Annotated in this window: 24 protein-coding genes and 2 tRNA genes; 18 read left to right on the forward strand and 8 right to left on the reverse strand. The window is 67.0% G+C overall.

From position 1 onward, the window contains the following. Window positions 1-81: 81 nt before the first annotated feature. Window positions 82-351, reverse strand: a complete 270-nt coding sequence (gene rpmA / locus DJ029_RS11880; protein ID WP_112322693.1) for a 50S ribosomal protein L27 — start codon at window positions 349-351, stop codon at window positions 82-84. A gap of 12 nt (window positions 352-363) precedes the next feature. Continuing rightward, entirely contained in the window at window positions 364-1,011 is a 648-nt protein-coding gene (locus DJ029_RS11885) for a 50S ribosomal protein L21 (protein WP_112322694.1), read from the reverse strand. Window positions 1,012-1,314: 303 nt separating this feature from the next. Between DJ029_RS11885 and DJ029_RS11890 the strand changes: the two genes are divergently transcribed. Beyond that, window positions 1,315-1,404 (forward strand) — tRNA-Ser (locus tag DJ029_RS11890). Between the two features lie 126 nt (window positions 1,405-1,530). Here the strand turns inward: DJ029_RS11890 and DJ029_RS11895 are convergent. After that, a complete protein-coding gene (locus DJ029_RS11895; protein ID WP_112322695.1) occupies window positions 1,531-2,730 on the reverse strand; it encodes a cytochrome c3 family protein in 1,200 nt (399 codons plus the stop codon). A 137-nt stretch (window positions 2,731-2,867) separates the two neighbouring features. Between DJ029_RS11895 and DJ029_RS11900 the strand changes: the two genes are divergently transcribed. The 9 genes from DJ029_RS11900 to DJ029_RS11935 are packed head-to-tail and all read left to right on the forward strand — an operon-like array spanning window position 2,868 to window position 9,762. Beyond that, complete coding sequence (locus DJ029_RS11900) at window positions 2,868-4,130, forward strand: Na(+)-translocating NADH-quinone reductase subunit A (protein WP_112322696.1); 1,263 nt, start codon at window positions 2,868-2,870, stop codon at window positions 4,128-4,130. Then, window positions 4,127-4,909 (forward strand): RnfABCDGE type electron transport complex subunit D, encoded by a 783-nt coding sequence (locus DJ029_RS11905; RefSeq protein WP_112322697.1) that lies wholly within the window; start codon window positions 4,127-4,129, stop codon window positions 4,907-4,909. The genes DJ029_RS11900 and DJ029_RS11905 overlap by 4 nt, the downstream gene beginning before the upstream one ends. Further along, the gene (locus tag DJ029_RS11910; protein ID WP_112322698.1) at window positions 4,896-5,690 is read left to right on the forward strand and encodes an FMN-binding protein; all 795 of its coding nucleotides are present in this window, start codon (window positions 4,896-4,898) and stop codon (window positions 5,688-5,690) included. The genes DJ029_RS11905 and DJ029_RS11910 overlap by 14 nt, the downstream gene beginning before the upstream one ends. A gap of 3 nt (window positions 5,691-5,693) precedes the next feature. Beyond that, window positions 5,694-6,359, forward strand: coding sequence for an NADH:ubiquinone reductase (Na(+)-transporting) subunit D (locus DJ029_RS11915; RefSeq protein WP_112322699.1), 666 nt, complete (start codon window positions 5,694-5,696; stop codon window positions 6,357-6,359). Further along, window positions 6,356-6,970 (forward strand): NADH:ubiquinone reductase (Na(+)-transporting) subunit E, encoded by a 615-nt coding sequence (gene nqrE, locus DJ029_RS11920; RefSeq protein ID WP_112322700.1) that lies wholly within the window; start codon window positions 6,356-6,358, stop codon window positions 6,968-6,970. The genes DJ029_RS11915 and nqrE overlap by 4 nt, the downstream gene beginning before the upstream one ends. Continuing rightward, window positions 6,967-8,190 carry an NADH:ubiquinone reductase (Na(+)-transporting) subunit F gene (gene nqrF, locus DJ029_RS11925; protein WP_112322701.1) on the forward strand — a complete coding sequence of 408 codons (1,224 nt, stop codon included), beginning with the start codon at window positions 6,967-6,969 and terminating at the stop codon, window positions 8,188-8,190. The genes nqrE and nqrF overlap by 4 nt, the downstream gene beginning before the upstream one ends. Before the next feature lie 3 nt (window positions 8,191-8,193). Beyond that, the gene (locus DJ029_RS11930) at window positions 8,194-9,180 is read left to right on the forward strand and encodes an FAD:protein FMN transferase (RefSeq protein ID WP_112322702.1); all 987 of its coding nucleotides are present in this window, start codon (window positions 8,194-8,196) and stop codon (window positions 9,178-9,180) included. Between the two features lie 16 nt (window positions 9,181-9,196). Continuing rightward, window positions 9,197-9,373 carry a hypothetical protein gene (locus DJ029_RS21950; RefSeq protein WP_198671134.1) on the forward strand — a complete coding sequence of 59 codons (177 nt, stop codon included), beginning with the start codon at window positions 9,197-9,199 and terminating at the stop codon, window positions 9,371-9,373. Further along, window positions 9,370-9,762: a CBS domain-containing protein gene (locus DJ029_RS11935; protein WP_112322703.1), complete on the forward strand. Its 393-nt coding sequence runs from the start codon at window positions 9,370-9,372 to the stop codon at window positions 9,760-9,762. The genes DJ029_RS21950 and DJ029_RS11935 overlap by 4 nt, the downstream gene beginning before the upstream one ends. A gap of 27 nt (window positions 9,763-9,789) precedes the next feature. Here DJ029_RS11935 and DJ029_RS11940 read toward each other — a convergent pair whose 3' ends face one another. Then, window positions 9,790-10,773, reverse strand: coding sequence for a zinc-dependent alcohol dehydrogenase (locus tag DJ029_RS11940; RefSeq protein ID WP_112322704.1), 984 nt, complete (start codon window positions 10,771-10,773; stop codon window positions 9,790-9,792). A gap of 259 nt (window positions 10,774-11,032) precedes the next feature. After that, window positions 11,033-11,119 (reverse strand) — tRNA-Leu (locus DJ029_RS11945). Between the two features lie 105 nt (window positions 11,120-11,224). Between DJ029_RS11945 and lipB the strand changes: the two genes are divergently transcribed. The 3 genes from lipB to DJ029_RS11960 all read left to right on the forward strand — a co-directional run bounded on the left by lipB (window position 11,225) and on the right by DJ029_RS11960 (window position 14,254). Continuing rightward, window positions 11,225-11,887, forward strand: a complete 663-nt coding sequence (lipB, locus tag DJ029_RS11950) for a lipoyl(octanoyl) transferase LipB (protein ID WP_112322705.1) — start codon at window positions 11,225-11,227, stop codon at window positions 11,885-11,887. Window positions 11,888-12,048: 161 nt separating this feature from the next. After that, window positions 12,049-13,689, forward strand: a complete 1,641-nt coding sequence (ctaD, locus tag DJ029_RS11955; protein ID WP_112322706.1) for a cytochrome c oxidase subunit I — start codon at window positions 12,049-12,051, stop codon at window positions 13,687-13,689. Window positions 13,690-13,693: 4 nt separating this feature from the next. Beyond that, on the forward strand, window positions 13,694-14,254 hold the full coding sequence (locus tag DJ029_RS11960) for a DUF2244 domain-containing protein (RefSeq protein ID WP_112322707.1): 561 nt from the start codon (window positions 13,694-13,696) through the stop codon (window positions 14,252-14,254). A 103-nt stretch (window positions 14,255-14,357) separates the two neighbouring features. Here the strand turns inward: DJ029_RS11960 and DJ029_RS11965 are convergent, their stop codons facing one another. Continuing rightward, a complete protein-coding gene (locus DJ029_RS11965; RefSeq protein ID WP_112322708.1) occupies window positions 14,358-14,813 on the reverse strand; it encodes a GatB/YqeY domain-containing protein in 456 nt (151 codons plus the stop codon). Between the two features lie 201 nt (window positions 14,814-15,014). Between DJ029_RS11965 and carA the strand changes: the two genes are divergently transcribed. Together carA and DJ029_RS11975 are read left to right on the forward strand one after the other, a co-directional pair. Next, window positions 15,015-16,205, forward strand: coding sequence for a glutamine-hydrolyzing carbamoyl-phosphate synthase small subunit (carA, locus tag DJ029_RS11970; protein ID WP_112322709.1), 1,191 nt, complete (start codon window positions 15,015-15,017; stop codon window positions 16,203-16,205). Window positions 16,206-16,298: 93 nt separating this feature from the next. Further along, window positions 16,299-18,158 (forward strand): glycosyltransferase family 2 protein, encoded by a 1,860-nt coding sequence (locus DJ029_RS11975; protein ID WP_112322710.1) that lies wholly within the window; start codon window positions 16,299-16,301, stop codon window positions 18,156-18,158. Window positions 18,159-18,207: 49 nt separating this feature from the next. Here the strand turns inward: DJ029_RS11975 and DJ029_RS11980 are convergent, their stop codons facing one another. Further along, window positions 18,208-19,017 (reverse strand): hypothetical protein, encoded by an 810-nt coding sequence (locus DJ029_RS11980; RefSeq protein ID WP_112322711.1) that lies wholly within the window; start codon window positions 19,015-19,017, stop codon window positions 18,208-18,210. A 6-nt stretch (window positions 19,018-19,023) separates the two neighbouring features. Next, the gene (locus DJ029_RS11985) at window positions 19,024-19,650 is read right to left on the reverse strand and encodes a GntR family transcriptional regulator (RefSeq protein WP_370445239.1); all 627 of its coding nucleotides are present in this window, start codon (window positions 19,648-19,650) and stop codon (window positions 19,024-19,026) included. A 156-nt stretch (window positions 19,651-19,806) separates the two neighbouring features. Between DJ029_RS11985 and DJ029_RS11990 the strand changes: the two genes are divergently transcribed. The 3 genes from DJ029_RS11990 (at window position 19,807) to DJ029_RS12000 (ending at window position 23,766) form a co-directional block, all read left to right on the forward strand. Next, window positions 19,807-20,448 (forward strand): pyrimidine 5'-nucleotidase, encoded by a 642-nt coding sequence (locus tag DJ029_RS11990; RefSeq protein WP_112322712.1) that lies wholly within the window; start codon window positions 19,807-19,809, stop codon window positions 20,446-20,448. A 42-nt stretch (window positions 20,449-20,490) separates the two neighbouring features. After that, window positions 20,491-21,720, forward strand: coding sequence for an FAD-dependent monooxygenase (locus DJ029_RS11995; RefSeq protein ID WP_112322713.1), 1,230 nt, complete (start codon window positions 20,491-20,493; stop codon window positions 21,718-21,720). A gap of 291 nt (window positions 21,721-22,011) precedes the next feature. Then, on the forward strand, window positions 22,012-23,766 hold the full coding sequence (locus tag DJ029_RS12000; protein WP_112322974.1) for an acetolactate synthase 3 large subunit: 1,755 nt from the start codon (window positions 22,012-22,014) through the stop codon (window positions 23,764-23,766). Window positions 23,767-23,783 lie beyond the last annotated feature (17 nt).

Raw genomic sequence — 23,783 nt, forward strand, 5'->3', positions numbered from 1 at the left:
GGTCACCGCCCTGCGTCCAAACGCAAAAGGGCCCGGCCATTGTGACCGAGCCCTTCAATGTCCGATTGTGAACGGGTCGGCCTACTCGGCAGCTTCCGCTTCTGGCAGTACGGAAATGAAGGTACGGCCCTTGAGGCCCTTGTGGAAGGTCACTTTACCCTCGACCGTCGCGAAGATGGTGTGATCACGGCCCAGGCCAACGCCCGCGCCCGGCCACATCTTGGTGCCGCGCTGACGCACGATGATATTGCCGGGGATCACGTCCTGACCACCGAACTTCTTTACGCCGAGACGGCGACCGGCGCTGTCGCGCCCGTTGCGGGAGGAACCGCCTGCTTTTTTATGTGCCATGGGACTCTCTCCTTACTTCGATGCCAGATCTTTGGCCTGTTCGATCCAGCCTTCACGCTCGATCCGGCCCTTGAACGAAAGCTTCTCGTCGAATTCAGCAACCTCGGCTTCGGTCCAGGCAGCGATCTGGGCAAAGCTGGTGACGCCTGCTTCGAGCAGTTTCTTCTCAAGCGCCGGTCCGACACCGGACAGCTTCTTGAGATCGTCTGCACCGGCGGCGGCTTTCGGCGCGTCGGCTTTCTTTTCCGCTTTCGGAGCAGCGGCCTTCTTCGTCGCGGCGGGTGCCGCGGCCTCGGCCGGGGCGGATGCCGCGCCGATGGCTGCCTTCACACCAGACTTGTCCGCGCCGGAGGCGAGGATCTCGGTGATCTTGACGGTCGTCAGGTACTGGCGATGCCCCCGCTTGCGCTGGGAGGAATGCTTACGGCGGCGCTTGACGTAGGAAATCGTCTTCGGCCCGCGAATCTGGTCCAGCACCTCGGCCTGAACGGCGGCGCCATCCACGAAGGGGCTGCCGACGGTCACGGTCTCGCCGCCCAGCATCAGAACTTCGTTGAACTGCACGGCTTCACCGGGTTCGGCGGCCAGCTTCTCAACGGTAAATGTATCGTCCTTGGCAACTTTATACTGCTTGCCACCAGTCTTCAGCACCGCAAACATCGGCGTCATCCTTCTTGTCTCGCGCGTCCTGCGGCTCCGCCCTTGGCGGCATTCACGGCGATCAATCGCGCCTCGGACTGCGATGCGGGGCGTGTGCCACGCTTTCCGCACGGGTTAACCCCGCGCCATAGCGGCCCGGGGATCGAAGCCCGGCTTATGATAAATGCACGGGCCCAAGTCAACAGGTAAGTCAGCAGGTTTCGAAGGGTTTTCGCACCCAGCGCCGCGCTGCGGGTCAATTTCCCCTTGCACGTCTGCGCCGCCCCTCCTAAACACCGGCCACGACCGAGGAAATCCTCATGCGGAGAGGTGCCGGAGTGGTCGAACGGGGCGGTCTCGAAAACCGTTGTGGGCGCGAGTCCACCCAGGGTTCGAATCCCTGTCTCTCCGCCACATTTCCCAACGAAGCCAAGACACTGGTTTCGCAATCCCCTCAGCAAGTTGATGTGCGAACGCGGCTCAGCCCGATCGCCGGACAGGTGCGTTGCCCCCAGCCACGACGACCGGGGGCGCAGTGGGTTAGCGCAGCAACCCGAGCCCTTCCATGTCGATCCCCAAGGCCTCGCTGAGATCGGCGATGGAATCGTAAAGCAGCTCCAGCGAATACTCCGGGTTGTGCGCGTAGTTGCCGGGGTCGGCCGTGACCAGCTTCCAGTTGAAGGCGGTGCGCAGGCTTCTGGGCGTCCAGGAGCTGTAGGGCACCGGTCTGCCGTCGCCCATGTCGATCGCGCCGTCGCCATTGGCATCGGCGAAGAAGTAGGGATAGCGCGCCGCGTCGTAGATGACGGGGGCGCCGACCACCTCGTCGGTATAGGCGCGGATCATGTCCATCAGCATCTCGGCATTGGCTTCGATATCGGAGTGGATCCCCACGCTGGTGTCGCCGCTGCCGTCATAGCTCTGCCGTGCGACGCGGATGGCCTCGGGGCTGTCTTCCTCGTGGCAGGTGCGGCAGGCCTCGAACTCGACCTCCAGCGTGTGCGGTTCGTGGCAGGAGTTGCAGCTGGCCACGGGGCGGGCGTGGAAGAACCGGCCCGTGTAGTCGTGCCCCTCGTACTGGTAGCCGGCGGCGCCGTAGCCGCCCAGCCATGTCGCTGCGGCGGTGGCGTAATGGGGGTTGATGAAGCCGAGTTCGGCACTGGGCTCATCGAGCGCCATGTTCGCCGTGGCTTGCTCCACGTCGATCCCGGCGGCGCGGCCTTGGTGACAGGTCAGGCAGGACGCCTCTACCCCCTGGACGGGGTGCACGACGCCGCTTGGCAGGGTGATTTCGCTCACCTGCGCCAGCCCCGCGTTGTGACAGGTGCCGCAATCGACGACGCCGCCCACGTTGATCGGGCCGTCGACCACGCCGGCCGGGGTGCCGTCGAGACCGTGGAAATCCCGGAACCCTTCGCCGGAATGGCAGGTGGCGCAGGCGGCGCGGACCTCGTCTTCGCCGTCCCAGTGGCTGAAGGCTTCGGACGCGGCATTGGCATGGGCCGAGCGGAACCAGTCGGAAATCGCCTTGTTGTTCCCGATATCGATCTCTGCGGGCGTGAAGGGGCCGGATTGCGGCAGGGCGAAGGGAATCGCCCCATCCCCTGCCCCGGCTTCCGCCGTTGCCTCGGCCCCTGTCGCATCACTGCTTTGCGCAAGGCCCGCGCTGGCGAAAAAGGCCGCCGCAAGTCCGATGGCCAGGCCCGATCCAAGTCTGATGGAGTGGAAAAAATTCGGCATCGAAAAACCTCTCGTAAAATTCCGGAGCACGCCTTTTAAAAGTACACATCTGTGATACGGTTTCACTATAAATCTAAGGACCTTTTCCGGCCAATGGCCAAACAACGACGGTCCGCCAGGCAGGAGGGACATGCCCCGTGCTCTCGTTCGGCGCCGGACTGACACCGGAATTTCCTTCTCCGGCCGGCAATTCACATATCGACGAGGTCTTCACCGAGGAAGCCGCGGTGCGTCCCCCCGTCGGCCATGCGCTGCACGTCACCCCGCTGGCGCAGGAGGGGGAGCTGGTCGCCCAAGGGGCCGCCGTTGCCTGCCTGCGGCACGCGCCGGATGTCTGTTTCACCGCGCCGCTGGCAGGGCGCGTGGCGCGGATCACGCTTCTGCCGGGGCGAAAACTGTCCGAGATCGTCCTTTTCCGCGAACCGGGCGACGCCGTTGAACGCCACGACACCGGCCGCGCGAGCACGCCAGCGGGACTGAGGCGGCTGATGCAGGGCGCCGGTCTTTGGCCGTGGCTCAGGCGGCGGCCCTTCGGCGGCATGCCCGCCCATGGCGAGACACCGGCCGCGATCCTCGTGATGGCGACCGACACGCGGCCCTTCGCCCCCGATCCGCGGCACACCCTTCAGGGGCGGGAGGAGGATTTCGCCCGCGGGCTGCGTGCGCTTGCGCAGTTGACGGAAGGTCCGGTCATCCTTTGCCAGCAGGGCGGCGCGCCGCTGGTCGACCCGGGCGCCGGGGGCGACCGCCTGCGCATCGTGACCCGTGGCGCGCGGCATCCCCAGGGTTCCACCGGGATCTGCGTGCACCAGCTGTTTCCCGCGGGCCTTGAGGTGCCGGTCTGGGATATCCACGCCGAGGATACCGCCGCGCTAGGGGCGTTGCTGGCTACCGGCGTGCTGCCGATGACCCGGCTGGTGCAGATCGCGGGGTCCGCCCTGCGCGAGGCGCGGACACTCAGAACCCACCCCGGTGCTGATCTGCGGCAGTTGACCCAGCGCATCGCAGCACCGGGGCCGCATGTGCTGATGTCCGGCTCGCCGCTGGACGGGCACACGGCGCAGTGGCTCGCGCCGCGCCATCGCCAGGTCACCGTGCTGCCGCGTGAAATCGCGGGTCGCAAGCCCCACTGGCTGGTGGCGGCGCTGACGCAATCGGCCAGCCCGAAGCCCGCGATCCCGACCGCCGGGCTGAACCAGGCCTTCGGGGCCGTTCTGCCGGCGGTGCCCTTCATCCGCGCCCTCAGCGCGGGCGACGACGAAACGGCGATGAAACTCGGCGTGCTGTCCCTGCTGGAGGAGGACGTGGCCCTCGCCGATTACGTGCTGAGCGCGCCGGGCCAGTTGACCAGCACGCTGCGCGCCATGCTCGAGCGTATCAGATCGGAGTTCGCCGCATGATCCGGGGCCTTTGGAATCGCGAGACCGTGGCGCTAATGCTTCTGGCGGCCTACCTGCCGCTGGCGCTGTTCTGGCTCTGGCTCGGCGGAAGCGAGGCGCTGGGGCGGCTCGGGCTGAGTGTGCTGGTGGTGGCGATCTGGCACCTGGTGTTCATGCTGGTGCGCGCGCAGCCGCCGTCGCTGGCCGCGCTGACCACGGCGCTGGCCGTCGCCATGCTCGCGCCTGAGGATCTGGGCGTGCTGCGCATGGTGCTGGGCATTACCTTCGGCGTGGTCATGGGGGAACTGGTGTTCGGCGGCTGGGGGCGGAACGTGGTCAACCCCGCGACCGTCACGCTGTCCTTCCTCGGCTTCGGCTTTCCCGCCTTTGCCTGGCCCGCGTTCGACGACCCCACCGCCTGGGCCGCGATCCCCGCAGCACTGATCGGGGTTGCGACGGGCACCATGCCCGCGCCGGTGCTGGCCGGGGCCGTCCTTGTCGGGGCCGCCGCCGCCGCTGGCGGGATATTGCCCGAGCCGGTGCTGTTCGCCGCCGGGATCGCGCTGGTGCTGCTGGTCGCAGACCCGGTCACCTGCGCCGCCACCACGCTGGGACGCTGGATCAACGGCGCGCTCTATGCCGCGCTCGTCGCTCTGTTCGCGACCGGCTGGGCCGGGGCCGCCCCGGTTCAGATCGCCGTTGCAGCCGCCCTTCTCACATCGCTTGCCGCGCCGCTTCTGGACGAAGCCGCGCTGGCGCTCTGGATCGCCAACCGCAGGAGACGTCATGGCCGGACGTGACTGGAACCCCATGCGCCGCCTGTTGGCGCTGCCGAACGAGAGCCGCACGAAGACCATCGTCGTGGCCTTCCTCGTCTCGGCGATCTGCGCGGCGCTGGTCAGCGGCGCCACCGTCGTGCTGCGCCCGATCCAGTCGGCCAACCGCGCCGCCGAGGAACAGGCCCGAATCGAGGCTCTGGTCCAGGGCATTCCCGGCATGGCGGTGCTGCTGGAACAATCCGGCGGCACGCTGTCCACCGTGGTGATCGACCTCGACAGCGGGCGCGCCGCGACGGATGTCACCCCGGCCACGCTGGAAACCGCGCTGCTCGATCCCGCCAACTGGACCGCGCTTGCCCCCGGCCAGGACCTGGCGGGGCTGGGCCAGCGACCGAACTTCGCGCAGGTCTTCCTGCTGCGCGACGGGGACAGGGTCTCGCTGGTGCTGTTGCCGCTCAGCGGCCAGGGCTATGGCGGGCGCATCGACGCGATCCTCGCGCTCAGGGGCGACATGAACACGATCGCGGGCATCGCCATCACCAGCCACTCCGAAACGCCGGGCCTTGGCGCACGAATCGAGGAAACATCCTGGCAGGCAAGCTTTCCCGGCACCGAGGCGCGCGACGACAGCGGCGAGATCCGCTTCCGCGTGGCGCGCGGCGCCGCCTCCGGCGTGCATGAGGTCGACGGCATCACCGGCGCCACGCGCACGGGGCGCGGGGTGACGCAGATGGTGCGCTTCTGGCTCGGCCCGGACGGGTACGGGCCGCTGCTGGATGCGATCGAACGGGGGCAGTTCTGAGCCATGGCCAACCGATCCGAGATGTGGCGCACGCTGAGCGATCCGCTGATCCGGCAGAACCCGGTGACGTTGCAGATCCTCGGCATCTGCTCGGCGCTGGCGGTGACGACGACGCTGGCCACGGCGGTGACGATGTCGATCTCGCTGACCGTGGTGCTGACGCTTTCGGCGGGGCTTGTCAGCACGATCCGCCGGCACATCCCCGACACCATCCGCCTGATCGTGCAGATCGTCATCGTCGCCTCGCTGGTGATCGTGATCGACCAGGTCCTGCAAGCCTATTTCGCCGAAATCAGCCGCGCGCTGTCGGTCTATGTCGGGCTCATCACCACGAACTGCCTGGTGCTCGGCCGGACCGAGGCCTATGCCCGCCATAACGCCCCCCTGCCCGCGATGGTCGATGCCTTCGGCAACGGGCTCGGCTACTCGCTGATCCTGATCCTGCTCGGGGGCCTGCGTGAACTGTTCGGCAAGGGAGAGTTGTTCGGCAGGGAAGTCCTGCCGCTGGCCGATGCCGGGGGGTGGTTCACGCCGCTCAGCCTGATGCTGCTGGCCCCCTCGGCGTTCTTCCTTCTGGGGCTGCTGGTCTGGGTGGTGCGCAGCTTCTACCCCGAACAGGCCGAAGCGCCCGAGCACACGCCCCCCCTTGGCGCGGAGCCCGCGGAATGAGCGATCTCTGGGGCCTTTTCCTGATGGCGGCGTTCGTGGACAACATGCCGCTGACGCTGTTCCTCGGGCTGTGCACGTTCCTGGCGCTGTCCAAGCGGACCGAGGCGGCGCTTGGCCTCGGCGTTGCGATGACCGGCGTGCTGGCGGTGACCGTGCCGCTCAACCACCTGATCCACAAGGCCCTGCTGGCCCCGGGGGCCTGGGCCTGGGCGGGAATGCCGGAACTGGACCTGACCTACCTGTCGCTGATCGCCTTCATCGGGGTCATCGCGGCCTCGGTCCAACTGCTCGAAATGGTGATCGACCGGTATTTCCCGGCGGTGCACGCGGCTTTCGGGGTGTTCCTGCCGCTGCTGACGGTGCAATGCGCGATCCTCGGCGGCAGCCTGTTCATGGTGGAACGCAACTACGACCTGGCGGAATCCGCCGTCTTCGGGCTTGGCAGCGGCGTCGGCTTCGCGGTGGCGGTCGCCATGCTGGGCGCGATCCGCACGCGGCTGGCCTATGCGGATCTGCCGGCGGGCTTGCGCGGCCTTGGCATCGCCTTCGTGCTGGCGGGGCTGATGTCGCTTGGCTTCGCGTCCTTTTCCCAGATGGCGGCGGCGCAATGACGGAGGTGTTGATCGCCAGCCTGGTCATCGTGGCCCTGGTCGTCGGGCTGGCCGCCGGCCTGCTGGCGCTGCGGCGGCGGCTGGTGCCGGACACGGGGCTGGACGTGGCGGTGAACGACTCGCTGCACCTGGTGGCGCGGCGCGGCGACAAGCTGCTGGGCGTGCTGCACGGTGCGGGCATCATGATTCCGGCGGCCTGCGGCGGGGCGGGCACCTGCGGCCTGTGCCGCATCACCGCGACCGGCGCGGGTGCGGGCGAACCGCAGGCGACGGAGCGCGGCGTCCTGTCCCCGCGTGAGCGGCGCGCGGATGTGCGCCTTGCCTGCCAGACCACGCTGCGCGGCGACTGCGCGGTCGAAGTTCCTGACGACATGCTCAGCGCGGGCGGCGGTTTCCTGTGCACCGTGGCCTCGTCCCGGATGCTCGCGCCGCTGATCCGCGAGATCGTGGTGGACCTGCCGCAGGACCGTTCCTCGGACTTCCGCGCCGGGGATTTCATGCAGGTCACCGCCCCGCCCTACACGCTCGACTTCGCCACGCTGGAGTTGGAGCCCGCCTTCCGCGACGCCTGGGACATCGCCGGGTGGCGCGCGATGCAGGTCGCCTCGGAAAAGGAGGTGACGCGCGCCTATTCGCTGGCCAGCCGTCCGCAGGATACCGGGCGCGCGGTCTTCAACATCCGCCTTGCCGTGCCCCCCGCCGGGCGCGAGGAAACGGTGCCGCCGGGCATCGTGTCCTCCTGGCTGTTCGCGCGGAAACCGGGGGAAGAGATCACGCTCTCAGGCCCTTTCGGGGACTTCCACGTCCAGCCCACCGGGCGCGAGATGGTCTATGTCGGCGGCGGCGTCGGCATGGCCCCGCTGCGTGCGATGATCCACCAGGAACTGGGGCGGGGCACGCAGCGGCGCATCCGTTACTTCTATGGCGCGCGCACCGCGGCGGACCTGTTCTATTCCGAGGAATTCGCTGACCTCGCCGCGCGCCACGCGAATTTCAGCTGGACCCCGGCCCTGTCCGATCCCGCGCCGGGGGACCGCTGGACCGGGGCCACCGGCTTCATCCACGAAACCCTGCGCGCCGAGATGGCCAGCCATCCCGCGCCCGAAGACTGTGAATACTACCTTTGCGGCCCGCCTGTGATGATCTCGGCGGTGCTGTCCACGCTGGAGCGGCTCGGGGTTGAACCCGCGTCGATCTTCTTTGACGATTTCGGAGCCTGAGAGATGATGACATCCGCCAAAGCCCTGTCCCGGCGCAGCACCCTCGGCCTGATTGGGGCCGCCTTCGTCCTTCCGCTCCTGCCGCGCACGGGGCGCGCCGCCGGAAGCGGGCTGGAGGCGATATCGGGCCGCGCCTTCGGAACCGATTGGCGCATCGCCGCGCCCGCCGGCCAGGATGTCGCCCGGCTCGCCCCTAGGGTCAATGCCCTGTTCGACAGGATCGACCGCCAACTCTCGCCCTGGCGGGCGGACAGCGCGATCAGCCGTTTCAATGCCGGGCCGGACGGCGCGGGCTCGGACGATCCGGCAATGCTCGAAGTGACGGCGACGGCGTTGGAAATCGCGCGAAAAAGCGGCGGGACCTTCGATCCGACGGTCGGCCCGCTGGTCGCGCGCTGGGGCTTCGGCCCGATCGAGCATGGCAGCGCGCCCGACTGGCGCGGGCTGTCGTTGGGCCCGGCGGGGCTGGTCAAGGCCCGCGCGGGGCTGACGCTCGACCTCTGCGGGATCGCGAAGGGCTGGGCGCTGGACCAGGCAGCAAGGCTGGCGCGGGGGGCGGGTTTCGGGGACCTGCTGCTCGACGTCGGGGGGGAGTTCATCGCCCTCGGCCAGCATCCGGACGGGCGCGACTGGCGCGTCGCGGTGGACGCGCCGCTGAATTCGCAAGCGGCGGCGCTGCGCCTGCCCGCTGGCGTGGCGGTCGCGACCTCAGGCGTGGGGGCGCAGAGCTATAGGCTGAACGGGCGGCTCTACAGCCATATCATCGATCCCGGCACCCGGGCCCCCGCGTCGGGCGGGGTATACTCGGTCAGCGTGGTGGCCGGGGACGCGATGACGGCGGATGGATGGGCGACTGCGCTTTGCGCCGCCGGCGCCACCGCGGGGCCGGATCTGGCGCGGGAACACGACATCGCCGCGCTGTTCCTGGTCGATGGATCGGACGGGCTGCAACGGCTCACCACCGGCCCGTTGGACGAACTGGTCCTGTAAGCGAAAGGGGGAGGCCTTGGAAATCCTGTTCGGAATCGTGATCGTCACCTTGGCGGCGGGGGGCCTGGGACTGGGGCTCGCCTTCGGGCGCGGCCCGGTGCGCACGAGTTGTGGCGCCGCCGACCGGCTGGCCGCCGCGCGCTGCGCGGACTGCCCGCTGCGCCGAGCGGCGGCAACAAAGGAGCGCGCATGACCGAGTACCGCATCGGCGCGATCATGCGCACGGACGTCCCGACCCTGACCGCCGACACCCCGATCCGGCGTGCAGTGGCGGTCCTGGTCGACGCGAAGGCCGCCGCCGCGCCTGTGCTCGGGGACGATGGCAGCCTGGTCGGCATTCTGACCCAGAAGGACTGCTTCCGGCCCGCCCTGCACGCGAGCTACCACCGCGAATGGACGGGACAGGTCGCCGATCACATGTCGCGCGAGGTGATCACCGTCGATGTGGAGGACGAGGTGAACCACGTGGCCGAGATGTTCCTCGAACACCCGCACCGCGTGTTTCCGGTGCTGGACGGCGCCAGCGTCGCCGGGTTGCTGCATCGCTCGGCCGTGCTGGAACTGCTGACGCGCTTCGGCTGAAGCCCCCGTACCCCCGGTCCCGGCCCCTTACGGAGTCAGGATGATCTTCGGGGCCGCGACCTGCCCGGCGGCGATCTGCTCGAAGGCCGCCGCCCCCTCGGACAGGGGCCGAATATCGGGCCAGTCCAGCGCCCCGAGGCTGCCGTCGAAGATCGCGGCGGCGGTATCGCGGAAATCCTGCGGCGTGTAGGTATAACTGCCGAGGAAGGCGATTTCCTGCAATGTAATCCGCCGGATATCCAACCCCTCGCTGGAGCCGCCCAGACCGATGTGAACGATCACCCCCCCCGGACGCGCGGCGGCCGAGGCGGCGGCCCGCGTCGGCGCGATCCCCACACCGTCGATTACAAGGTCAACGCCGTCCGGGCCCGGCTCCCGTGTCGGATCGAAGGCGCTTAGCCCCTGCGCCGCGATCATCGCGCGCCGCTCTTCATGGGGTTCGGCCACCATGATATCCGCGACGCCCCGCGCCTTCAGCACAAGGGCAGCGCCAAGGCCGATAGCCCCGCCCCCCTGCACCAGCGCGCGGGTGTCCGCGCCGACGGGCCCCAGAATCGCCTCCGCCAGGTTGACACCATGCCAGCCGCAGGCAATCGGCTCGGCCAGGGCGGCGGCGGCGGAGCTTACCCCCTCCGGGATCTCCACCAGGTTCTCGGGGCGCATCGCCAGCAGTTCGGCAAAGCCCCCTTCGCGCGGCGGCATGGAGATGATCTTGCGCTCAGCACAAAGGTTGTCATGCCCCGCGCGGCAGGCCCGGCAGGTGCCGCAGCCGACCAGCGGGTTGACGGTGACGCGCTTGCCCTGCATCGGCCCCTCGATCACGGTGCCGGCCACCTCGTGGCCCAGGATCAGCGGCGCGGGACGCCGCTCGTCATGGCCGGCCCAGGCGTGCATGTCCGAGCCGCAGATGCCGCAATGCTCCACGCGGATCAATGCGTTCCCGCCACGCTCCGGGTCCGGGGCATCGCGATAGTCGAGGTGTTTCGGCCCGGTGTAGACAAGTGCCTTCATGGTGCGCTGCTCCCTGATGTTGAGGTCCTGCCGCTGGCCTGACGTCGTTTGGCGACACGATAGGCCCGGCAATACCCGCGATGCAACGCATGCTTCGCCCCGAGCCCGGGTTCAAGATGACTGGATGGACGAACCGCATGCGCCACCGTCTGCACGGAAGGGTTTCATCGCGCATTGCCGGCCCCGGACCTGCCAACATGGGCAAGGAGCCCTTGAGGGGCCCCGTGATCCGGTGTTTTCACAATGATATCAGGGTGATTGGTGCGGTCGAGAAGACTCGAACTTCCACGGGAGTTACCCCACAGCGACCTCAACGCTGCGCGTCTACCAATTCCGCCACGACCGCACCGGGGGAATGGCCGCCTCTTAGCAAAGCCGTTCGGGGTTGTGAAGCGCCGATTGATGGCGCAAGACAAAAATCGTCACTCCCAAGGAAAGGCCCCGCCCCGAGATGAGCGTTACGTGGAAAATCAGCGATCAGCCGGTGGCTTACCCCGAGGCGCTGCGCCTCATGGAGTCGCGGGTGGATGAAATCGTCGCGGGCAGCGCACCCGAGCATGTCTGGCTGCTGGAACACCCGCCCCTTTATACCGCGGGCACCAGCGCGGACCCGGCGGACCTGATCCAGCCGGACCGCTTTCCCGTCTACGAAAGCCGGCGTGGCGGGGAATACACCTATCACGGCCCTGGCCAGCGCGTCGCCTATGCGATGCTCGATCTGAATCACCGGGGGCGCGATGTGCGCCGCTATGTCTGGCAACTGGAGGAATGGGTGATCCGCACCCTCGACGCCTTCAACGTGAAGGGCGAGCGGCGCGCGGGGCGCGTCGGCGTCTGGGTCACGCGTCCCGACAAGCCCCCCCTGCCCGACGGCCGCCCCGCCGAGGACAAGATCGCCGCCATCGGCGTGCGGATCCGGCGCTGGGTCAGCTTTCACGGGATTGCCCTGAACGTGGAGCCCGACCTCAGCCATTACAACGGCATCGTGCCCTGCGGCATATCCGGCTACGGCGTCACCAGCCTTGTCGACCTTGGCCACCCGGTCACGATGAGCGATGCGGACCTGGCCCTGCGCGCCGCCTTCGACAGCGTCTTTTCCGGCGATCCGGCCTGACGGGCGGCGCGGCCGGGCACCGCGCTGCCGCGACAATTCTGCCACGTCCCACGGGCATCTTGTGGTTGAGGCTCTGCCGCGCGCTCTTTATAGTCGGGCGAAATGTGGGCGGAGTCTCGATGCCTCCAACCACAGGATTTGACGTCTTAGGAGAGAGCCATATGGCAGACGCTACGGCACACGCCCACGCCGAGCATGATACCCGCGGGTTTTTCACCCGCTGGTTCATGTCCACCAACCACAAGGATATCGGGATCCTCTATATCGTCGCCTCGGCGATTCTGGGCCTGATCTCCGTCGCCTTCACCATGTACATGCGCCTGGAGCTGATGGAGCCGGGCGTTCAGTACATGCTGTTCGACGACGGCACCCCGAACGGCCATATCTGGAACGTGATGGTCACCGCCCACGGCATCCTGATGATGTTCTTCGTGGTGATTCCGGCGCTCTTCGGCGGTTTTGGCAACTATTTCATGCCGTTGATGATCGGCGCGCCGGACATGGCTTTCCCGCGGATGAACAACCTCAGCTTCTGGCTGTTCATCGCCGGGTCCTCGCTGGCGGTCGCCTCGGTCATCTCACCAGGGGGCAACGGGCAGCTCGGGTCGGGGATCGGCTGGGTGCTCTACGCGCCGCTCTCCACCACCGAAGGCGGGATGTCGACCGACCTTGCGATCTTTGCCGTGCACCTCTCCGGTGCGTCATCGATCCTCGGTGCGATCAACATGATCACGACGTTCCTCAACATGCGCGCACCGGGCATGACGCTGTTCAAGGTGCCGCTGTTCGTCTGGTCGATCGTGGTCACCGCGTTCCTGATCCTGCTGGCCCTGCCCGTTCTGGCCGGCGCGATCACCATGCTGCTGACCGACCGTAACTTCGGAACCGCGTTCTTCGACGCCTCCGGCGGCGGCGATCCGGTCCTGTACCAGCACCTGCTGTGGTTCTTCGGCCATCCCGAGGTGTATATCGTGGTCGTGCCGGGCTTCGGCATCATCAGCCACGTGATCTCGACCTTCTCCAAGAAGCCGATCTTCGGCTACCTGCCGATGGTCTTCGCGATGATCGCGATCGGCGCACTGGGCTTCGTCGTCTGGGCGCACCACATGTACACCGTGGGCATGTCCACCACGCAGCAGTCCTACTTCATGCTGGCGACGATGGTCATCGCGGTGCCGACGGGGATCAAGATCTTCTCCTGGATCGCGACGATGTGGGGCGGCTCGATCGACTTCAAGACACCGATGCTGTTCGCTGTCGGGTTCATCTTCCTGTTCACCTTCGGCGGCGTGACCGGCGTGGTGCTGAGCCAGGCAGCCGTGGACCGCGCCTATCACGACACCTACTACGTCGTGGCGCACTTCCACTACGTGATGAGCCTTGGCGCAGTCTTCGCCATCTTCGCCGGGATCTACTACTGGATCGGCAAGATGTCGGGCCGTCAGTACCCGGAATTCTGGGGCAAGGTGCACTTCTGGACGTTCTTCGTGGGCGCCAACATCACCTTCTTCCCGCAGCACTTCCTGGGCCGTAACGGCATGCCGCGCCGCTACATCGACTACCCCGAGCAGTTCGCCTACTGGAACCAGATCAGCTCCTACGGGGCGTTCATCTCCGGTGCGTCGTTCCTGCTTTTCTTCGGTATCATCTGGTACACGCTGACACGGGGTGAGCGGGTGAGCGAACCGGCTTACTGGGGCGAGCACGCCGACACGCTGGAGTGGACGCTGCCCAACCCGCCGCCGGAGCACACCTTCGAGACGCTTCCCACGCGCGAGATGTGGGACAAGGGTCACCACTGACCCGATGTCCGAAAGGAAAGACAACCATGACGCGGCCGGGGCACAGACCCCGGCCGTTTCGTCTGAGGTAGCCGCTTTCGCGCGGCAGGACCCGCCGGACCTGACGCTGACCCTATGGCCGAACCGCTCGCTGTCGCGTGGCGGATTCCGGGTGGTGCTGATCATCGTCAGTATCGGGCTGGCGATCCCGCTGATCCCCTTCCTCGGGACGGCCGTGGGCTGGGGGCTGCTGCCGTTCCTGGTGCTGGTGCTGGTCGCGCTTTACGCGGCGATCCAGCGCAACTACCGCGATGGCCGCCTGCACGAGGTGGTCAACCTCTGGCCCGACCTCATCACCGTCGAGCGGATCGAGCCCGGCGGCACGCGCAAGCGCTGGCACGCGAACCCCTACTGGGTCTCGCTGAAGCTGCACGACAACGCGCGCATCGAAAGTTACCTGACACTGAAGGGCAACGGGCGCGAGATCGAACTCGGCGCGTTCCTCAGCCCCGAAGAGCGGGTCGACCTGTACGGGGAGCTTGACGACGCGCTGCGCCGCATTTCAATCCGGCCGACGCCGGACTGATTTTAACCTGATGACCGGAGCAAGGCGTCGGCGGGTTACTCTGTAACCAGCCCCTGCCCCCGGTTCTGGCCGCCGGCAATGCGCCCGGCGGTCGGGGCGCCGGTTATCCCAGCGCCGCTTTCACTTGCGCGCCGGCCTTGCCGAAATCGATCTGCCCGGCATAACGCTTCTTAAGCACGCCCATGATCCGCCCCATGTCGCGGATCGAGCTTGCGCCCGTTTCCTCGATGGCGGAGGCGATGGCCTTCTGTACTTCGCTTTCTGAAAGGGGCTTGGGCAGGAAGGACTGGATCACCTCGATTTCCTCGCGTTCCTGCTCGGCCAGCTCGATCCGCCCGGCCTCGTCATAGGCCTGGGCGCTGTCGCGGCGCTGCTTGATCATCTTGGCCATGATATCGCGGATTTCGGCATCGGACACGCCTTCGGTGTTCTCTTCCGAGCGGGCAGCGATATCGCGGTCCTTGATGGCGGCGTTGATCAGCCGGATGGTGGACAGGCGGCGCGTATCCTTCGCGCGCATCGCGTCCTTCATTTCCTGGGTCAGGCGGGTTCGGATCATGACATCCTCTGCTTGTTGTCAGCATATCGAGCCTCAAGACAACAACCTATAGCGCGGACCACGTTGCCGTACAATGCTTTCCTTAAAGCGTAACATATTGATATTACTATATTTTATATTCCGCACCCGTACTTGACCCCGGAACGCCATTGCCCGTATGTTCGCGCGGATTTGGCGTTTACGCAGGAGCGGTCGGCGAACATGGCACACACTCTGGAAGCCCTTGCCAAAGGTCAGGAATTCTCCGAAAAACCAACAGCTTGCCTGGCGCTTGCCGATGGTCAGCTGTTTTATGGACAGGGCTTCGGGGCCGAAGGCACGGCGGTGGCGGAACTGTGTTTCAACACCGCGATGACCGGGTACCAGGAAATCATGACCGACCCCAGCTACGCCGGGCAGGTCGTCACCTTCACCTTCCCCCATATCGGCAACGTCGGTGTGAACCCCGAGGACGATGAAACCGCCGATCCGGTGGCTGCGGGCATGGTCGTGCGCTGGGACCCGACCGAGCCGTCGAACTGGCGTGCGAGCGAGGACCTGTCCAGCTGGCTGGCCCGGCGCGGGCGTTTCGGCGTCGGCGGCGTGGACACCCGCCGCCTGACCCGCGCGATCCGGCACCAGGGCGCGCCGCATGTGGCGATGCAGTTCAGCAAGGACGGCAGTTTCGATACCGAGGCGCTGATTTCCAAGGCCAAGGCCTTTCCCGGGCTCGAGGGCGCGGACCTCGCGCGCGAGGTGACCTGCGCCCAGTCCTATCGCTGGGACGAGATGCGCTGGGCCTGGCCTGACGGCTTTCCCAAGCGCAGCGGTCCGGGCCATAGGGTTGTGGCGATCGACTATGGCGCGAAGCGCAACATCCTGCGCTGCCTGGCCAGTGCCGGCTGCGACGTGACTGTTTTGCCCGCCACCGCCACGGCCGAGGATGTACTGGCCCATGACCCCGACGGGCTGTTCCTGTCCAACGGGCCCGGCGATCCGGTGGCGACCGGCGCGTATGCGGTGCCGATGATCCAGACGGTGCTGGAAAAGACGGACATCCCGGTTTTCGGGATCTGCCTTGGCCACCAGATGCTGGCACTGGCCTTGGGGGCGAAGACGCTGAAGATGAACCACGGCCATCACGGCGCGAATCACCCGGTGAAGGATCACACCACCGGCAAGGTGGAGATCACGTCGATGAACCACGGGTTCGCGGTGGACAGCCAGACCCTGCCCGACAACGTGATGGAGACGCATGTCTCGCTGTTCGACGGCTCGAACTGCGGTATCGCGCTGCGCGACCGCCCGGTCTTCTCGGTCCAGTACCACCCGGAGGCGAGCCCCGGGCCGATGGACAGCATGTACCTGTTCACCCGCTTCGCGGATGCGATGGCGGCGCGCAAGGCGGCCTGATCGGGCCGCCTTGGTCGACGTCGCGTTTAATCAAATATTAACGGTAACACCGCCAGGGTTGGGCACCGCCCCTTCCTGTGTACGAGTGTGCCGATGTTTCGCAAGCCCCTGACACCGAAAGCCTTCGGTCCCAGCCCCGACCAGCGCCCCTGGGTGCGGCTTGGCCAGGTGCTGCGGCGGAACGGGGCGATCAGCGCGGAAACGCTGGACCGGGCGCTGATCCGCCAGTCGGAGGTGAACCAGCCGCTGGGTCACATCCTGCACGCGGCGGGCGATATCAGCGAAAGGACGCTCGCCTCGGCCCTGGCAGAGCAGAACGGCCAGATCTCGCTGGATCTTGGCGGGCACCCCTGCGATCCGCGCCTCTCGGAAGACATGGACCCCGAAGCGCTGCTCCGCTTGGGCTTCCTGCCCTGGCGGCGTGTCGGTTCGCGCATCATCTGCGCCGCCGCCGACCCGGCCGCGATCCCGCGCCTGCGTGACATGCTGGGCCAGCAAGCGGACAAGCTGTCCTTCGTCATCACCGCGCAAAGCGCGCTTGAGCGGGAAATCCTTCGTCTACATGGCGACCGGCTGACGCGGCGCGCGCGCACACGCTGCGCGGCCCGCTATTCCTGCCGGTCCTGGGCGACGCCGGGCGGACGCACCGCGCTGATCGGCGTGCTTGCGGGACTGCTCGCCCTTATCCTCGCCGCGCCGGGTCAGGCGCTGATCGCGCTGATCGTCTGGATCGCACTGATGAACACCGCGACCACCTTCCTGCGGGGCTTCGCCCTGTTTGACAGCTTCCGTCCCGAAAAACCGCTGCCCCCCCAGGCCGAAAACGTGATCAGCCTGCCCATGGCGGGCGGCTTGCCGGTGATTTCCCTGCTTGTGCCGCTCTACCATGAGGCGGCGACCCTGCGCCAACTGATCGCAAGCCTGCGACACGCCACCTACCCCAAGGAGTTGCTGGACGTCATCGTCATCCTGGAAAGCGACGATGTATCCACGCCGCTGGCCCTGGCGCGGCTGACGCTGCCCCCCTGGGTGCGGGTGATCACCGCGCCGCCGGACCCGATCCGTACCAAGCCACGGGCGATGAACCTGGCGCTGAGCTTCGCGCGGGGCGAAATCGTCGGCATCTACGACGCCGAGGACCGCCCCGAGCCGGACCAGTTGATGAAGGTCGCGCATCACCTGGCCCATGCCCCGCCCGAGGTGGGCTGCGTGCAGGGCTACCTCGATTTCTACAACGCGCGCCAGAACTGGCTGTCGCGTTGCTTCACCATCGAATACTCGATCTGGTTCCGCGTGCTGCTGCGCGGGGTTCAGCGCCTTGGCATCCCGCTGCCGCTTGGGGGTACGACCGTCTTCTTCCGCCGCCCCGCGCTTGAGGCGGTGGGCGGCTGGGATGCGCACAACGTGACCGAGGATGCGGACCTGGGCATGCGGCTGGCGCGCTTTGGCTATCGCACCGAAATGGTCGCCACTACCACCCACGAGGAGGCGAACTGCCGCGTCCGCCCCTGGATCCGCCAGCGGGCGCGCTGGCTGAAGGGGTATGCCATGACCTGGATCACCCACATGCGCCGGCCGGCCGCGCTGTGGCGCGACCTTGGCCCCGCCGGCTTCTTCGGCTTCCAGTTGCTACTGCTGGGCGGGCTGACCGCTTACCTTGCGACACCGCTGTTCTGGGTGCTCTGGCTGGGCTACCTCGGCGCCGATCTCGCCCTTTTCGAGATGGGTTCCGGGGTCCTCTGGGCGGCGTTCTTCGCATCCATGGTGATCGGGCAACTGGTGATGCTCAGCGTCGCGCTGCGCGCGATCTGGTCGCGGCAGCGCTGGCACCTGCTGCGCGCGATCCCGATTCTGCTGCTCTACTGGCCGCTTGGCGCCATCGCCGCCTATCGCGCCGTGACGGAAATCGTGACCCGCCCGTTCCACTGGGAAAAGACAGAACACGGGCTGTGACGCGGGAAGGCCACCGCCGATGATCAGGTTTCAGTACGCTGGCGGGCGGTCAGCTTACCCCGAACAAGGTTGATTTCCAGGGGAAATACCGCTGCCGCACGGCATTGTTGTGGGGGCCGAGCCGCTCCAGCAGATCATCGCGCGCGCCCTGGTCGAAGTCGAGCGCCCCTTCAGGCGCGCCGAGCGCGGCCAGCGCCGCGCCGACCGCTTCCAGCCCCGGGCTTTCGTTGACCCGCGCCCCGCGACCGGGCAGCAGCGCCGCGCTGGCGGGCAGACCGGCGGCGTCAAGGAAGCTCGGGATGATCGGCAGATCGTGGGGGTATAGCCGCACTGACATCGCCTTGGCGCCGAAGGCCGATTCCCAATGTCCCAGCATCGCATCGTGGTTCAGCCATGGCTCAAGCTCGGGCCGGGCCAGCCATGCCTGCAGCCCCTGCGCGGTGCGCGCATCCCCCTCCATCACCGCCTGGCGATAGACGGACAGCGCCCATTCGTCCTGCCGGCGCAGGTAGACGACGACGCGGCAGTCGAACTCTTCCGCCAGCGGGGCCAGCGCGGCCGGAATGGCGGGATCGGGGGCGGACAACTCCTCAGCGCTCAGCACCGTGACACGGGACAGACGCGCACGCTGGGCGACCGCCTCGCGCATTTGGGCGGCCAGCTCCTCACCGCCCGAGATCGCCTCGGCCACGCGCTGATGTTTCGGGCCGCCGTCACACTCCGGCCCGACGAGCAGCGCCTTGGGATAGCGCACGCCCATCAGGCGCAGCGCCGCACGGTTGCGCGCGAGGTAGGCTTGTATTGCCGAAGTACCGGTCTTGCGCAGACCGATATGCAGGATCAGGCGTGGTCGGGACATCGGGCGTCAGAACCGCCCCGCGCCCTGTTTCAGCCGCGTCTCATACGCGGCCGAGATATGCTGACGCAGCGCCGCATCCGCCGCCGCGGCGTCGCGGTCAGCGATCCCCTGGACGATGGCGCGATGCTCGTCGATCGTCGCCGGGCCCCGCCCCTCGTAGCTGAGGGTCGTGTGGCTCATCAGCGCCATGGAGCGCAGCACGAGCTGTAGCTGCTGAATCAGGTAGCGGTTGTGGCTGGCCAGGTGCAGCTGGCGGTGAAACCGCTTGTTGGCGATGTTCATCGCATGTGGATCACCGACCAGCGGTCGATCCTCCTCGACCATGTCGAACAGGACCTTGATCTCCTCGGGGGCGGCATGTTGCGCGGCAAGGCGGACGGCCAGCGCCTCCAGCTCGGCGCGCAGCACGTAAAGCTCGCCTACCTGGTCATGATCCAGCGACGACACGATGAGAGAGCGCCCGTCCCGCGCCAGAATGCCCTGGGTTTCAAGACGCTGGAACGCCTCGCGGATCGGCGTCCGGCTGACGCCGAAACGCTCGGCCAGCTCGGCCTCCACAAGGCGGTCGCCGGGCCGGTACTCGCCCTTGTCGATGGCGCCAAGCACCAGGTCGTAGGCGTCTTTCTGAGTCAGCTCGCCGATGAGGTCGTCCCTTTTTGCAGTCCGTCGCGCAACCGGCGCCGCGTGAAACGGCGACCGTGAAAACACTGGCCCCGATTTAGCGCCAAGCCCGGCGCTTGTCGAACGTTTTCAATTGCCGCCCCGGCCCACGGGCCTTATGTCCGGACCATGGCCAAGGAAGCATTCCGCCCCGTCGATACCTGGGTCTTCGACCTCGACAACACGCTCTACCCGCCCGAGGCGGGGCTGTTCGCGCAGATGAACCCGCGCATCAACGGGTTCATCCGCACAACGCTCGGTATTTCCGAGGATGAGGCGGCGGTCCTACGCAAGAGCTACTGGCAGCAATACGGCACCACGCTGTCCGGGCTGATGGCCGAGCACGGGGTCGAGCCACTGGCCTACCTGGACGAGGTGCATGACATCGACCTGTCGACCCTTACCCCCGCGCCGGATCTGCACACGGCACTGAATGCCCTGCCCGGGCGCAAGATCGTCTTCACGAATGGCACCCGCGAGCACGCGAAGCGGGTGACCCGCGCCCGCGGCATCGATGGCGCGTTCGACGCGATCTACGGCGTGGAGGATGCCGATTTCGTGCCCAAGCCCAAGGAAGCCGCCTTCGCGCGGGTGTTCGAGCTTGCCGGCGTGTTGCCCCGCACCGCCGCGATGTTCGAGGACAGCGCGCACAACCTGCAGGTCCCCCACGCCTGGGGCATGCGCACCGTGCTTGTCGGCCCGCCCGAGGATGGCCCCCACATCCACCACCAGACCGAGGACCTGGCGGGCTTTCTGTCGCAACTGGCGTAAGTCCCCTTCCCGCCCCCGCCCGGCCGGCATAGGTTGGCGCCCATGGAACGCACGCACTCAGATATCCTTGTCGCCGGTGGCGGAATCGCCGGCATGATCGCCACCGCCTGTTTCGCCGCGGCCGGGTTCGAAACGACTTGTATCGAGCCGCAGGCGCAGGCCCCCGACGAAGGGGCGGCGGACGCGGATTTGCGCTCTACCGCCTTCCTGGAACCCGCGATCGCGCTGCTGAAGGCCGCCGGAGTGTGGGAGCGGCTCAGCCCCCATGCCACGGATCTGCGGATCATGCGCCTTGCGGATGCCGGTGGCGAGACGAACGAGATGCGCGAGGTGGCCGACTTCGACGCCTCCACCCTTGGGCAGGCGCGCTTCGGCGTGAACCTTCCCAACGTGCAGATCCGCAAGGTGCTGCTCGAACACCTCGACACCCTGCCCGGCGCGACCCTGCTGACCGGGCGCAAGGTCGTGCGCGCCACCGCGCGCACGCGCGAAATGATCCTGACGCTGGATGATGGCACGCAACACGCCACGCCGCTGGCGGTGGCGGCGGACGGGCGCAACAGCTTTCTGCGCCAGAACGCCGGGATCAAGGCGCGCCGCTGGGACTACGGCCAGCAGGCGCTGGTCTTCGCGGTCAGCCACCCGGTGCCACACGACAACGTCTCGACCGAGATCCACCGCACCGGCGGGCCGTTCACGCTGGTGCCCCTGCCCGATCGCGGCGGCGTGCCCCATTCCGCCGTCGTCTGGATGGAGACTGGCCCGAAGGCCGCCGCCCTTGCCGCGCTGCCCGCCGAGGACTTCAACCGCGCCGCGACCGAACGCTCCTGCGGTATTCTCGGCCCGCTGGAATTGGCGACGGGGCGCGGGCGGTGGCCGATCAGCAGCCTGATCGCCGAGCGCCTGGACGGGCCCCGGGTGGCGCTGGTGGCCGAGGCCGCCCACGTGATGCCGCCCATCGGCGCGCAGGGGCTGAACACCTCGCTCGGGGATCTTTCGGACCTGCTCGGCCTTGTCGCCGCCGCGCGTGACGCCGGGCAGGACCACGGCGCGCACCAGATCCTTGCCCGGTACTCCAAGGGCCGCCATGGCGAAACCCTGGCGCGCGTGCTGGGCGTCGATGCGCTGAACCGCGCGGCCATGGCCGAAAGCCAGGGCCTGCGCGACCTGCGCCGTGCCGGTCTGAAGCTGCTCTACGGGTTGCGCCCCCTTCGCGAGGGGGCGATGCGCGCGGGTCTTGGCGCGGGTCGGCTTCCCGATCCGGGGGCATGATTGCGAAAATACCGCCAATCGCGGGTATTTCAGCAACATTCACACTTTACACCGGGGATCAGCGACATAAAACGTCTGTCGAAAGCCTGTTGACCACGACGAATGCTGTGCTTAAAGATATCCACATGAGCAATATCGTCGTACTTATCGGAATGCGCGGGCCCTGGGTAAGGTAACACTTCCCCGGATACGCTCGCGCACAGGCCCCTTTGAGGGCCTTTTTTTATGCCCGATTGCGGGTAAAAAGGACCTCCGGACACCCCGGATGGCCAGGAAATGGAGACAAAGCAGATGTCACGTCAGATGACCGGCGCGCAGATGGTGGTTCGGGCCCTGAGGGATCAGGGTGTGGACACGGTATTCGGATACCCGGGCGGCGCTGTGCTTCCGATTTATGACGAGCTTTTCCAGCAGAACAAGATCCGCCACATCCTGGTGCGTCACGAACAGGGTGCGACCCACGCCGCCGAAGGCTATGCCCGCTCGACCGGGAAGCCCGGTGTTGTCCTCGTCACCTCCGGCCCCGGGGCGACGAACGCGGTGACCGGCATGACCGACGCGCTGATGGACTCGATCCCGATGGTCGTCCTGACCGGGCAGGTTCCGACCTTCATGATCGGCAATGACGCCTTCCAAGAAGCCGACACCGTCGGCATCACGCGCCCCTGCACCAAGCACAACTGGCTGGTGAAGGACACGGACAAGCTGGCCGGCACGATCCACCAGGCGTTCCACGTCGCCACCACCGGCCGCCCCGGCCCGGTTCTGGTCGACATTCCCAAGGACGTGCAATTCGCCACCGGCCAGTACCAGGCCCCCAATCAAAGCCAGACCGGGCACTACAACCCGCAGGTGAAGGGCGATATTGACCTGATCACCCTGGCCGTCGAGGGGCTGGAAAAGGCTGAGCGCCCGATCCTCTACACCGGGGGCGGCGTGGTCAACTCCGGGCCCGGCGCCAGCCAGCTGTTGCGCGAACTGGTGGCGGAAACGAACTTCCCCATCACCTCCACGCTGATGGGGCTGGGCTGCTACCCGGCATCGGGCGACAACTGGCTCGGCATGCTGGGGATGCACGGCACCTACGAAGCGAACTGGTCGATGCATGACTGCGACTACATGCTGTGCATCGGCGCGCGTTTCGATGACCGGATCACCGGGCGTGTCGACGCGTTCAGCCCCAATTCATTCAAGGTCCACATCGATATCGACCCCTCCTCGATCAACAAGAACATCCGCGTCGACGTGCCCATCATCGGGGACATCGGCCATGTTCTGGAGGACATGCTGAAGGTCTGGAAGGCGCGCGGACGCAAGACCAACTCCGAAGCCGTCGCCAAGTGGTGGGAGCAGATCGAGAAGTGGCGTGAGGTGAAGTCGCTGAACTACCGGAACTCGGAAAAGACCATCAAGCCGCAGTACGCGTTGCAACGGCTTGAGGCGCTGACGAAGAACCACGACCGCTACATCACCACGGAAGTTGGCCAGCACCAGATGTGGGCCGCGCAGTTCCTCGGCTTCGAGGATCCGCACCGCTGGATGACCTCCGGCGGGCTCGGCACCATGGGCTACGGCCTGCCCGCCTCCCTGGGGGTTCAGATCGCGCATCCGGAGGCGCTGGTCATCAATGTCGCCGGCGAAGCCAGCTGGATGATGAACATGCAGGAAATGAGCACAGCGGTGCAGTTCAAGGCCCCGATCAAGCAGTTCATCCTGAACAACGAGCGGCTCGGCATGGTGCGCCAGTGGCAGGAGTTACTGCACGGTGAGCGCTATTCCTCCAGCTGGTCCGAGGCGCTGCCCGATTTCGTCAAGCTGGCCGAGGCGTTCGGCTGCAAGGGCATCCTGTGCAAGGACCCCGCCGACCTCGACGATGCGATCCAGGAGATGCTGGACTACGATGGGCCGGTGATCTTCGACTGCCTGGTGGAAAAGCACGAGAACTGCTTCCCCATGATCCCGAGCGGCAAGGCGCATAACGAGATGCTTCTGGGCGACGCCTCCACCAAGGATGCGATCGATTCCGGCGGCGCGGTCATGGTTTAAGGACGGACCGCAACACA

Origin of the sequence: Oceanibium sediminis (assembly GCF_003265325.1) — a bacterium.
Taxonomy (GTDB): Bacteria; Pseudomonadota; Alphaproteobacteria; order Rhodobacterales; family Rhodobacteraceae; genus Halovulum; species Halovulum sediminis.